Source organism: Comamonas testosteroni ATCC 11996, assembly GCF_000241525.1.
Taxonomy (GTDB): domain Bacteria; phylum Pseudomonadota; class Gammaproteobacteria; order Burkholderiales; family Burkholderiaceae_C; genus Comamonas; species Comamonas testosteroni.
Genome location: NZ_AHIL01000032.1, coordinates 56917 through 67822, shown reverse-complemented (window position 1 = coordinate 67822; position 10906 = coordinate 56917). Strand labels below are relative to the sequence as shown.

General features: G+C 52.4%; 12 protein-coding genes, 1 pseudogene and 1 other annotated feature. Of the genes and pseudogenes, 11 read left to right on the top strand and 2 right to left on the bottom strand.

The window, feature by feature from the left end; all coding sequences use genetic code 11:
* Positions 1–552 precede the first annotated feature (552 nt).
* Complete coding sequence (locus tag CTATCC11996_RS13660; RefSeq protein WP_080569871.1) at positions 553–1434, top strand: peptidylprolyl isomerase; 882 nt, start codon at positions 553–555, stop codon at positions 1432–1434.
* A 116-nt stretch (positions 1435–1550) separates the two neighbouring features.
* Here the strand turns inward: CTATCC11996_RS13660 and CTATCC11996_RS25825 are convergent, their stop codons facing one another.
* A complete protein-coding gene (locus CTATCC11996_RS25825) occupies positions 1551–1730 on the bottom strand; it encodes a hypothetical protein (RefSeq protein ID WP_162097106.1) in 180 nt (59 codons plus the stop codon).
* Between CTATCC11996_RS25825 and CTATCC11996_RS26290 the strand changes: the two genes are divergently transcribed.
* The 3 genes from CTATCC11996_RS26290 to CTATCC11996_RS26280 are packed head-to-tail and all read left to right on the top strand — an operon-like array spanning position 1665 to position 2715.
* Positions 1665–1979 (top strand): Arm DNA-binding domain-containing protein, encoded by a 315-nt coding sequence (locus CTATCC11996_RS26290; protein WP_233506456.1) that lies wholly within the window; start codon positions 1665–1667, stop codon positions 1977–1979. The genes CTATCC11996_RS25825 and CTATCC11996_RS26290 overlap by 66 nt on opposite strands.
* Positions 1942–2223, top strand: coding sequence for a hypothetical protein (locus tag CTATCC11996_RS26285; protein ID WP_233506455.1), 282 nt, complete (start codon positions 1942–1944; stop codon positions 2221–2223). The genes CTATCC11996_RS26290 and CTATCC11996_RS26285 overlap by 38 nt, the downstream gene beginning before the upstream one ends.
* A gap of 51 nt (positions 2224–2274) precedes the next feature.
* Positions 2275–2715 (top strand): tyrosine-type recombinase/integrase, encoded by a 441-nt coding sequence (locus tag CTATCC11996_RS26280; protein WP_236597867.1) that lies wholly within the window; start codon positions 2275–2277, stop codon positions 2713–2715.
* 737 nt (positions 2716–3452) lie between these two features.
* On the opposite strand, the pseudogene CTATCC11996_RS25060 reads toward CTATCC11996_RS26280, so the two are convergent.
* Positions 3453–3948, bottom strand: a pseudogene (locus CTATCC11996_RS25060) (IS3 family transposase); the annotation flags it as partial.
* Positions 3607–3719: a sequence feature (AL1L pseudoknot), on the bottom strand. It overlaps the preceding pseudogene by 113 nt.
* A 230-nt stretch (positions 3949–4178) precedes the next feature.
* Between CTATCC11996_RS25060 and CTATCC11996_RS25540 the strand changes: the two are divergent.
* The 7 genes from CTATCC11996_RS25540 (at position 4179) to queD (ending at position 10547) form a co-directional block, all read left to right on the top strand.
* Entirely contained in the window at positions 4179–5123 is a 945-nt protein-coding gene (locus CTATCC11996_RS25540; protein WP_138983858.1) for a hypothetical protein, read from the top strand.
* Complete coding sequence (gene dbpB / locus CTATCC11996_RS13645) at positions 5120–6250, top strand: DGQHR domain-containing protein DpdB (protein ID WP_003077076.1); 1131 nt, start codon at positions 5120–5122, stop codon at positions 6248–6250. The genes CTATCC11996_RS25540 and dbpB (CTATCC11996_RS13645) overlap by 4 nt, the downstream gene beginning before the upstream one ends.
* Positions 6247–7545 carry a tRNA-guanine transglycosylase DpdA gene (dpdA, locus tag CTATCC11996_RS13640; RefSeq protein ID WP_003077074.1) on the top strand — a complete coding sequence of 433 codons (1299 nt, stop codon included), beginning with the start codon at positions 6247–6249 and terminating at the stop codon, positions 7543–7545. The genes dbpB (CTATCC11996_RS13645) and dpdA overlap by 4 nt, the downstream gene beginning before the upstream one ends.
* The gene (gene dbpB, locus CTATCC11996_RS25055; RefSeq protein ID WP_003077072.1) at positions 7542–8618 is read left to right on the top strand and encodes a DGQHR domain-containing protein DpdB; all 1077 of its coding nucleotides are present in this window, start codon (positions 7542–7544) and stop codon (positions 8616–8618) included. The genes dpdA and dbpB (CTATCC11996_RS25055) overlap by 4 nt, the downstream gene beginning before the upstream one ends.
* A 109-nt stretch (positions 8619–8727) precedes the next feature.
* Complete coding sequence (queC, locus tag CTATCC11996_RS13635) at positions 8728–9432, top strand: 7-cyano-7-deazaguanine synthase QueC (RefSeq protein WP_034349204.1); 705 nt, start codon at positions 8728–8730, stop codon at positions 9430–9432.
* Positions 9429–10064, top strand: coding sequence for a 7-carboxy-7-deazaguanine synthase (gene queE / locus CTATCC11996_RS13630; protein ID WP_003077068.1), 636 nt, complete (start codon positions 9429–9431; stop codon positions 10062–10064). The genes queC and queE overlap by 4 nt, the downstream gene beginning before the upstream one ends.
* An 18-nt stretch (positions 10065–10082) precedes the next feature.
* On the top strand, positions 10083–10547 hold the full coding sequence (queD, locus tag CTATCC11996_RS13625; RefSeq protein WP_003077066.1) for a 6-carboxytetrahydropterin synthase QueD: 465 nt from the start codon (positions 10083–10085) through the stop codon (positions 10545–10547).
* Positions 10548–10906 lie beyond the last annotated feature (359 nt).

Here is a 10906-nt window from a genome sequence, read left to right as displayed (position 1 = left end):
ATTTATGCATAGCAATAATATATTGACGAAAAACAGAACTTAAAAGAGGCGCTCTTTAGCTAAGACCCTCAGTTGATTGGCATCAATTACTGCAGAATGGATGTGTTAATTGGTGAACCTTAAAACCTTCTGGCAACGCGAAATTGCTTTCATTTTTTCGCTAGCAACAAGGCAGGGGGGGGTCATGCTGGACTGCTCTGATCTCTCCTACCAAAGACTGCGCCGATGCCAAATGAAGCCGCTTTTTTTCGTTGACTTAAGCGAATCGCGCTAGGAATCAAAGTGAGAAGATCTGTGTATTATTGAATCCACACAAATCCAATTCATTGCACTTGTGTGGGTTGCTGTAATTTTTTCGGATACAGCGTCGCCGATACTTTCTTTTTAAAGCCAAAGGCTTTGCTGCCTTGACATAAACGCTCATATTTTTTCATGTATGTGCCGATGTGTCATACATGACCTATTCAACGTATACCTAGAAAGAGGTAGTTTGTGACATCTACAACGCGCCACCGTATGCATAGCGCAATAAGCTTGGCTTTGACAGTGTTCATGAGTTGCAGCACGCTAGCCCAGGCCGCGCCATCGCCTGCCAAGGACTCGGAGTCACCCGTTGCGAACCTGGGTTCTATCAATATCTCCGCTGCCGAGGTACAGCAACTATTACGGGCCATGCCCGAGGGCGAGCGTGCCAAAGTCAAGAGCAACCGTGAAGGCTTGGAAAACTGGTTACGCCAACGCCTTGCCGGCGAAGCACTGCTGCGCGATGCACAGCGAAAGAAGTGGGCCGAGCGCCCAGAGGTCAAGTCACGCATTGATGCAGCCGTCAAAGAGACCACGGCTCGCATCGTCACCGGCAGCTACCTGGAGTCATTGGTCAAGCTGCCTGCAGGCTTTCCCAGCGATGCGGAACTGCGTGCCGCCTATGAACGCAACCGATCACAACTCAATGTTGCTCCAACCTATCGGGTCGCACAGATTTTCTTGCCCGTTGCGCTCGATGCGGATGGAGCGACGATCGCAACGGTGCGCAGCAAAGCAGCAGAGTTGACAAAGCAATCACGCGCAGGTGACTTTGCAGCACTTGCCAAGGAGCACTCCCAGGATGCTCGAAGTGCCAGCAAAGGCGGAGAGGTTGGCAATTTGCCCTTGGCCCAGCTTCTGCCGGAGACTCGTGAGATCGTTTCCAGCATGCAGCCCAACCAGATCAGCGAGCCCGTGCGCTCTGCTTCCGGTTTCCATGTGCTCAAGCTCCTCGCCAGCCAACCTGCACGTCCGGCGACCTTGGAGGAAGTCAAGCCCACCTTGCAGGCAGCCTTGCGCGAGCAACGTCAGCAGGAGCTTGTAAATGAATATCTGAGCAAGCTCGCACCTTCTTCCGAGGTGAAAATTGACAACGCTGCTCTGGAGGCAGCGCTGCAAAGGGTCAACTGACAGCAGTTTTACTCCCCGTTTTGCTGCCCATGGCCAGATGAAGCACTCCGGCCATCTCACCGCACAGTGTTGGCAAAAAAAGAGAGACCGCCGAAAACACCGGCCACCGCACAAGCCTAGATCTCCAGCTCCACGATGGCGGGCGTGAACTGGTAGCACCAGGCATGACCCATGCCGGGCAGCCGGTGCTTGGCGTCGTATTCACGGCCCTTGGCGGGCTTGAGGCAGCCGTGCTGCAACAGTACCTTGCACACGGCCTTGCCCAAGCAACACTGCCCGGCGTAAAGATTCGCCATCTCGTCTCAGGCGACAGGCTGCAAATTGCCTTCACCTGGGAGGGTCAGAAGTGCCGCGAGTTGCTCCCTGCCTGTGCCATCAACAAGAGCAGCATTCAGCGCGCTGCCTCTTTGCGTGACGAAATCCGCCGCAAGCGAAGGCGGCTTCTCCTATGCCGACTACTTCCCGAACAGCCCAAGAGCCGCATCGCCGTCACAAAGGAACCCGCTCATGGAAACGCTGCTGCAAAAGCAGCTGGACACCTTTGACCGCCAGGTCAAGAACGGGCAAATGTCCCCGTCCACCTACAACGGCTACGCTAAGGCCATTACAGGCGAGCGCATGCGCCGTTGGCACCGGCTGCAGATTGGTAAGGTACTGCCCAGCCTGCTGCGTGACTGGGTTTCGGAAATGGACTGCACCAGCAAGGCCATCCGGAACATGCTCACCCCGCTGCGCAGCTTGTTTGAGGACGCCGTGAATGACGAATTGATCGACTTCAATCCTTTCTAGCGCATCGCCCTATCCAAGCTCATTCGGCAAACGGCAAAGGCCAGCGACTATGTGGTGACGCCGTTCAGCGCGGCTGAGCGCGAGGCCATCCTCAAAGCCTGCCGCCCCGATGAACAGCCCATGCTCCAGTTCTGGTTTGAGACGGGCCTGCGCCCAGGCGAGCTGCAGGCGTTGCAATGGAGCCACATAGATTGGAAGCGAGCCATTGTCCGAATAGAGCTCAATCAGGTCGCTGGCGTGATCAAGGGGCCCAAGACGGCCGCCGGTATCCGTGATGTGGAGCTGTCCGCCGAGGCACTCCCTGCGCTGCGCGCCCAGCGTCCTATTTCCGAGCTCAAGGGAGAGCGCATCTGGCTCAACCCTCGGACAAGCGAGCCATGGAGCACCGACGCCCAGATCCGCAAGACACTCTGCAACCAGTCTGCAAACGTGCCGAGGTGGAGTATCGCAACCTATACCAAGTCCGTCACACCTATGCCTAGGCCTTGCTGACGGCCGGCGCCAATCCATCGTACGTGGCCAGCCAGTTGGGGCATGAGGATGTGGAGATGGTCTTCCGCACCTACGGCAAATTCATCAGGGACGACTACTAGAAGCCCAAGCCTGATTTTCGCATCGTGAAAGAAAAAAATGATCGGTGCGAAATCGGTGCGATTTGATGGACACCACAGCACACCAAAGTGCAAAGAAAAACCGCCACACACTAGGCTTTCCAGTGTGTGGCGGTGTCTTGAATGGGCTGGCGTCAATTGAATCATCTTCAATAAACCTCATGAAATAACAATTTCATGAAAAATTTCCATGCGATTGTTCCCCATGTTGTTCCCCCGATTAAGTTCAACTAAGGCTGGACTGCTTTGGAACGAATGGTTCGATTCCAGGCTCACTTGAATTCTTGTACCCGCTCCAGACGCATTCGCCTAGTTTGTCCGCTGTCCATCCCAGTTCATGCATCACCGAATGATGGATGAACTATACCCATCATCGATGCATTCTCTGCCCATCTCCAACTCTTCGATGCGGTTGCCCGTTTACTTCCCTGATTTGGTCAGTTTATACACATTTGAATCGCCTATATGGACCGCCCAGGGAGAGCAAGTTTCTGCATCATGATGGTCTGGAGGGGTTTGCTGTCTTACATCCGGGCTATTCGTTTAGTAATTGCTGCAGCCTATGATGGCTGTTCTCGGCTAGGGCTCAGCCTGCGCATCAGTCACTCAACCGTGCCCGGCCACGACAACGCCTTCACATGCCAGTTGCCGCCACACCTTGTCGGCGCCGTAGATCTGCATGTTGACCTGCCAGACACGTTCAATCTGTGGCATCAGCATCTCAGCGCTTGTGGAGTTTGCGCAGCAGTGCCGCATGCCTTCGATATACCGACGAGACGACCTGCAAGACCTTGCAGAGTGACTCGATCCCGAAGGCATCGCGGTACTTGTCGAGTCCTCCAGGACTTGAACCGACGGTCGAGTTCCGCCTGGGCGGAAAACGCGCTGACCAGTTTCAATATTTCATTGGCCCGGCGTAGTTCTTTGACTTCTCGCGCCAACGCCTTCATCCGCCGGGCCTCACTGATAGTGAGGCCTTCCTGCACGCCAGCGTCAACCTCGGTAAGGTTGGCCCGTTCTCGTTCCAGGTCTGCGGCACACATCCAATCTTCGGTGCGATGGAATCGAGGACCGTCCACAGCGACGGGTACTCTCCACGGAACTCCTGCACCATCTTCACCGCGCGCTTACGCACCTTGGGAGAGAACTTGTTCGACTTGTTCCTATCAGAGAGTTGAGCATCCTCACAAACCGGGGCGACTCACTAAATGGAGCACAGCCTTTACGCCTTTGGCCTAGACTCGCCCCAAAACTACACACAAAAAAAACCGCCTATCTTTGCAGTAATGGTAGAATTCCCGACCGAATTTGATTGCAGTTTTTTACAAAGATGAAGGCAATGAAATGAAAACTGCAAAGCAAGCAATCATCATTACCAATTGTACAGGTAGAAAACTGTATAGCGCAGACGTCACCCTGACGAAATACTCATCCCATTACAGAACAGTTGATGAGATCGCTCAGGTATGGAGAACCGCACTTAGTGCAGCGCCATCTCACCACATTGCACGACAGTTGTATGCCGGCCGAGCATTTCGTGAAGCCGAAGTTGCAGCTGCAGGATTAGATGGCCAACTCTATGTGCTATCCGCCGGTCTAGGCTTGGTTTCCGCTGACGACACTGTTCCAGCATATGACCTGACTGTAGGCGCATCCGGAGCCACAGTCCTACCGGCTCTCAAACGTTTAGGGCTGAGCCCCAAGCATTGGTGGAGTGCACTCAACCGTAGCCTTGGTAAGCCCTTGCCAATTGCATCCCTACTAGATAGTCATCCACAGGCAATCGTCTATTTGGCAATGCCCTCTACCTACCTAGCAATGATCGACGATGAGTTATTGACACTTGCACCACGAGACCGGACACGATTACGCATTTTTTCTTCCCCGGCTTGGCTCCGCCAAGCGCCCGCCGACTTCACACGCCTTGTACTTCCCTATGACGAGCGTTTAGAGTCGACGTCTTTTGCCGGGACGAGGAATGACTTTCCACAGCGGGCTCTGCGGCATTTCGTGGAGACCCTTCAAGCTCACACGCTAGGGCTCGATGAGGCACGTGTAGTCGTTAATGCAGCCATGTCCAAACAAGTCGTGAGAACGCTGCCAGAACGGCAAAAGCGCTCTGACGATGAGATACAAGCACTCCTGCGTCTACATTGGCTAGCGAATGAAGGCAGCAGCAGTCGCCTCCTGCGCGTGCTACGAGACGACCTCTTAGTCAAATGCGAACAATCGCGCTTCAAAGGCTTGTGGCGAAGCATGCGTGATGAAATGAAGTCCAACAGGCTATGACAGACAATACCTCAGAAATCGTTGTTCGTGCTCTGCACACCCAGCAGGGCGACAAATTGGATGTCTATGCGTTCTTCATCAGTGGACCAGACATCATGCGTGTCGCGGACATTTCTCGAGTGGAGCGCGACCAGACTGACAATCTCAAGGGATTTCAACGCCCTGAAATTCGCAGTCATGTCAAGGGAATTGCTGATTACTTATTGCAAGGTGATGTACTGTTCCCTAATGCAATCATCCTTGCACTTTCGCCAGTGGTGAAGTTCTCCGCATCTAGGGGAACCAAACCGACAGGGGATCTTGGCCTAGCACAATCCGGCACCCTAACCATTCCGCTATTCAAGGAAGGGGAACGCGTCGCGTGGATCGTCGATGGCCAGCAACGGTCATTGGCTCTTAGTCAGATTGGTAATAAGACGATTCCAGTACCAGTGATTGGATTCGTTTCTGACAGCCTCGAGATCCAGCGCGAGCAGTTCATTCTTGTAAATAAAGCCAAGCCACTATCCTCAAGATTGATCAACGAGTTATTGCCAGAAACTCGCAGTGTCTTGCTACCTAGAGACCTTAGCCTGCGAAAACTCCCTGCAGAGATTTGTAATCTTCTCAATCGCGACAAAGAATCACCCTTCTATCGACTGATAAAACGAGTCTCCGAAAAGAGTTCGACTAGTGGTGCTGTGGTAACAGATTCTGCTGTTATCACCATGATTAAAAACAGCATCAACAACCCTTTGGGAGCGTTGGCTCCATACAAAGGAAGCCCTCAAGAACCCGCTGACACGCAGAGCATGTACCGGATTCTCCAGACCTACTGGACAGCGGTACGCTGCGTTTTCCCGGATGCCTGGGGTAAAGATCCCCGAAACAGTCGACTAATGCATTCGGCAGGTATTGAAGCAATGGGCGTATTGATGGACCGCATTTATGCACGCATGTCAGGCCCAACTGAAGATGTCAAGGTTGTTCAAGCCGAACTCAGAAAAGTTGCACCAATTTGCCGCTGGACAAAAGGGCACTGGGAATCTCTAGGCTCCGCATGGAACGAAATTCAGAGTACCCCGAAAGATATTAAAAAGTTACAGGACGTGCTGGTTCGCGCATATGCAGGCCACACTAAAACATGAAATTCCTTTACTCCGACACACAGGACTACGTCGATCCTGAATATGATTTTTTAAATGATCGCAGTGCACCGAGTCGCGAGCGCTACTGGGATGATCGGTATGCCCATGAAATCATGACTCCGGCTCCCTATGATGGCTTGCTTCTATCGATGAGCGCTATTCGCCAAGCAAACGGTGTAGCCTCTTCAAAGGTTCGGTACTCAACATCTGAAGAGCAACGACTGTTACGTGTCGGAGCGCGCAAATTTCTCCGCTACGACCGCCCAGAGTACATGGAATCTATGCTCATGGGTGATTGCGGTGCCTTTGCCTATGTTGAGCATGAGCAGCCTGCTTACTCGCCCTCGGAAGTAGTCGAGTTTTACCTGGATGCCGGGTTTACTCATGGCGTTTCCCCCGACCATATCATCTTCGATTGCGATACCAGCAATCCACCTTCAACATCGGTGGATGAGAAGACCATTCAACGATACAACATCACGCTGAAAAATGCCGAGGAGTTTCTCAAACTTGTCCAGCTAGAAGGGAACGAGTTCGAACCGATGGGAGCTGTGCAAGGCTGGTCTCCCGACAGCATGGCTCAATCCGCAAAAACTCTGGAAAAAATGGGCTATCGCTACCTAGCGATTGGAGGACTCGTCCCTCTAAAAGTAGACGTTATCCATCAAGTACTTCAGACATTAAGAAAAACCATTAATCCCAGCACCAACATACACTTGCTGGGTTTCGCAAAAGCCGATCACATTCATGAGTTCGTTCGACATAACATCACGAGTTTCGACTCTACATCTCCGCTAATTAGAGCGTTCAAGGATTCCAAGCGCAACTACTACATCGAATCCCCCAACGGAGGCCTCGATTACTACGCTGCTATTCGAATTCCTCAGGCGATTGAAAACTCAAGGCTTTTGCAAGGCATTAAGCGAGGCATCTTTAGTGCAGAAGATCTCCAAAGGCGAGAGCGACTGGCACTGAACACTCTGCGTGCCTATGACAAGAATCAAGCAAGTGCGGAGGATGCTCTGGACGTGGTCATGGACTATCAACGCTTTCTTACTCTTGGTGACGACAAACTGGACGCCGAGAAAAGAGATAGAGAGTTAGCTAAAAGTCGGGAGCAGATTGCTAGAACACTTCATGCACAGCCCTGGAAGCGATGCAGTTGTGATGTCTGTAGCAATGTAGGCGTTGAAGTGATCATCTTTAGAGCAAGCAATCGCAATAAGCGCCGCGGATTCCACAATCTTGGTGTCTACCACCAGCACCTTCAACGAACTTTGTCGAACGCGAAATGACTACGTTTAAATACAAAGCACTACGAGCTCAGCAAGCTCCTGATCACGATATTTTTTGCTTTGCGGCACATCCCCACGATGTTCTGAAATTCTCCGAGATCGAGCGCGTAGGCCGTGATGAAAGTGGGACCTTAAAAGGTTTCCAACGGCATCAGGTGGCATCTCACATTAAAGAGATTCGCGACTACCTTGGTCGCGAAGATGCTTTGCTACCGAACGCAGTCATCATAGCCTTCATCGGAGGGGTAAAAATTCGAGAATTGGGTGATGGCTTAATTGAGGTATCAATAAAAGTTGATGCTGATAAACCCGGTTTTGTTGTTGACGGACAGCAGCGACTATCCGCTCTGACTGGCCTGGATAAACCTGAATTTCAGGTTTTTGTCTCTGCGCTCGTTTGCAAAGACTACAACGAATTACGCCAGCAATTTGTTTTGATCAACAATACGCGACCATTACCAAAAACTCTTATTTATGAATTGCTTCCACAGGTCGAAGGTTTACCTGAACGATTTACGAACCGAAAATTCTCGGCCCGAGTTGTCGAGCGATTGAACCACCTACGCGGAGGCGCACTCTTTCACGACATTCGGCAGCACACCAATCCAGGAGGTGTACTGAGTGATGCCGCAATGCAAAGACTCGTCATGAACTCCACAGCACAAGGAGCCATTCGTGATTTCATTCGCTATGAAGACTATGAAGAGCGCTCCGTAAAACTAATTAATGAATTTTTTGAAGCAGTAAAAACGGTTTTTAGCTCAGAATGGGTTGGAATGAGCCCAAGAACTTCACGTATCCGTCACGGTGCAGGATTGGTCGCCTTAGGATTTGTGATGGAACATTTATATACCCACGCTAATGCAACATCCAGTGAAGACTTTATACCAGGTCTAAAACTACTTCGAGATAATGGCCACACAGCGTGGACCAGCGGGCAGTGGTATCTGAGTGATGACGATATACGCCCATGGAATGGAATTCAGAACACCCCAACAGATATCGATATTTTGGCCAATCACCTCGTTCGGCGATTGAAGCGCGAACTACGACATGTTCGTCGAGTCGCCTAATTACCGCTGCAGCGCAACCCAAGAAAATCCGCAGCCGAATTCGACGACTAGTGCTTTCTCTCACCATAAGGAAATCAAAAAGTCATGCGATTCACTAACCGCTGAGCCTATGCATACCTCTGCCCTTGTTCTATTTTCTGGTGGCCAAGATTCGGCAACTTGCCTGGCTTGGTCTCTCGATCGATATCAACGTGTAGAAACGATTGGCTTCAACTATGGCCAGCGCCATGCTGTCGAACTAGAATGCCGTAGCACATTTCTTCGAGCACTACGCAAAAGCTACCCCAGTTGGGATAAAAAACTGGGTGAGGATCACATGCTTGATATGAGCCTCCTGGGCCAAATCAGCGACACCTCCCTCACTCAAGCAAAGTCCATCGAGTTTGAAAAAAGCGGGTTACCCAATACGTTCGTAGCAGGCCGCAACCTACTATTTTTAACCTTTGCATCCACCCTCGCCTACCGGCGTGGCTTAACGGTGCTGGTGGGAGGGATGTGCGAGACCGACTACTCAGGTTACCCTGACTGCCGTGATGACACGCTTAAATCCCTGCAGGTCACCCTCAGCCTTGGACTGGATCAACGCATGGTGGTCGAGACGCCGTTGATGTGGCTCGACAAGGCAGCCACCTGGCGTCTGGCCGAACAACTAGGGGGCAACAATTTGGTCTCGCTGATATTGGAGGAGTCGCATACCTGCTACCTGGGTGATCGCAGTCAGCGTCACGCTTGGGGCTACGGTTGCGGCAAATGCCCAGCATGCGAATTGCGCCAGACTGGTTATGAGACCTACCGCAGGGGCCAGCAAGGATGACCTATAGCGTCAAGGAAATTTTTTACACCCTGCAAGGCGAAGGCCACCATGCCGGTCGTCCGGCGGTGTTTTGCAGATTCTCCGGTTGCAACCTCTGGAATGGGACGGAAACAGGCCGTGCCAGCGCCGTGTGTCAGTTCTGTGATACCGATTTTGTCGGCACCGATGGCGATGGGGGTGGCAAGTTTGCCGACGCCGTAACCTTGGCCGCGCGCATCAATGCGCTGTGGCCAGCGGATTATCCACAGCAGAAATACGTGGTGTGCACCGGCGGCGAGCCTTTACTGCAACTTGATGTCTCATTGATCGATGCCCTGCATGCCGCCGGTTTCACAGTGGCGATCGAAACCAATGGCACGCTGCCGGTTCCCGCTGGCGTGGACTGGGTCTGCGTCAGCCCGAAGATGGGTTCAGAGTTAATGGTGCGTCAAGGCAATGAGATAAAAGTCGTCATTCCTCAGCCTGGGCAGTGCCTGAACGCATACGCCGCGCTGGACTTCGAGCACCATTTCTTGCAGGCCATGGACGGGCCATTGCAGGCTACCAACCTGAAGTTGGCCATCGAATACTGCAAGGCCCATCCCCGCTGGAATCTGTCACTACAGACCCACAAACTGCTGCAAATTCCCTAATAAATACAGGTATCAACCATGTTGACCATCACCCGAAAAATGGAATTCGATGCCGGGCATCGAATTCCCGACCACAGCAGCCAGTGCCGCAACCTGCACGGCCACCGCTACACACTGCTCATCACCCTCACGGGCGACTTGGTAAAGAAGGACGGCGAATCCGACAACGGCATGATCATGGACTTCGGCGATATCAAGACGCTGGCCAAAGCGCACCTAGTGGACCTGTGGGACCATGCCTTCATCGTCTATGAAAAAGACACGGCCGTGCGCGCCTTTCTGGACAGCATGCCGGACCACAAGACCGTCGTCATCGACCGCGTGCCAACGGTGGAGAACCTAGCACAGGCTGCATTTGACATCCTCAAGGACGTGTTCCAAGACCGCTTCGGCCGCCATCTTTCGCTGGCCAAAGTGACGCTGTACGAAACGCCCAACTGCTGGGCGGAGATCGACGGCGGACAGCATCGGCAGGTGTCATAGATGATGCAGGGCATTCCCCAGCAACACCGGCAAACACGGCACCACCACCGGACTGTGTCGCAACTACTGGAAAGCAGCCAGACTCAAAGGTGGTGCCATTCAAGACACAGGACATGAGCAACAACAACTGTTGATCTAGGCATCAATGGTGCCTGGTGTGACAGATGCGGATAACTCAACTACATGAGGCCAGTTATCGTACTGATTAAGGCGCTGCAAACACGTTGCCCCTCCTAGATGGAGGCAGTATCTACGCCAACCTCTGCTGCATGGGCACAACTTGTGTAAACATGGCGTTCAGAGGTCTGGACAGTGTGACCTGCAGGTCTCAATCGCTGTCTATTTTCGCTCATTAATTG

Coding starts and splice junctions, on each gene's coding strand:
- CTATCC11996_RS13660 (WP_080569871.1), top strand. CDS start 553: ATGAGTTGCAGCACGCTAGCCCAGGCCGCGCCATCGCCTGCCAAGGAC.
- CTATCC11996_RS25825 (WP_162097106.1), bottom strand. CDS start 1,730: ATGGCGAATCTTTACGCCGGGCAGTGTTGCTTGGGCAAGGCCGTGTGC.
- CTATCC11996_RS26285 (WP_233506455.1), top strand. CDS start 1,942: ATGGAAACGCTGCTGCAAAAGCAGCTGGACACCTTTGACCGCCAGGTC.
- CTATCC11996_RS25540 (WP_138983858.1), top strand. CDS start 4,179: ATGAAAACTGCAAAGCAAGCAATCATCATTACCAATTGTACAGGTAGA.
- dbpB (WP_003077076.1), top strand. CDS start 5,120: ATGACAGACAATACCTCAGAAATCGTTGTTCGTGCTCTGCACACCCAG.
- dpdA (WP_003077074.1), top strand. CDS start 6,247: ATGAAATTCCTTTACTCCGACACACAGGACTACGTCGATCCTGAATAT.
- dbpB (WP_003077072.1), top strand. CDS start 7,542: ATGACTACGTTTAAATACAAAGCACTACGAGCTCAGCAAGCTCCTGAT.
- queC (WP_034349204.1), top strand. CDS start 8,728: ATGCATACCTCTGCCCTTGTTCTATTTTCTGGTGGCCAAGATTCGGCA.
- queE (WP_003077068.1), top strand. CDS start 9,429: ATGACCTATAGCGTCAAGGAAATTTTTTACACCCTGCAAGGCGAAGGC.
- queD (WP_003077066.1), top strand. CDS start 10,083: ATGTTGACCATCACCCGAAAAATGGAATTCGATGCCGGGCATCGAATT.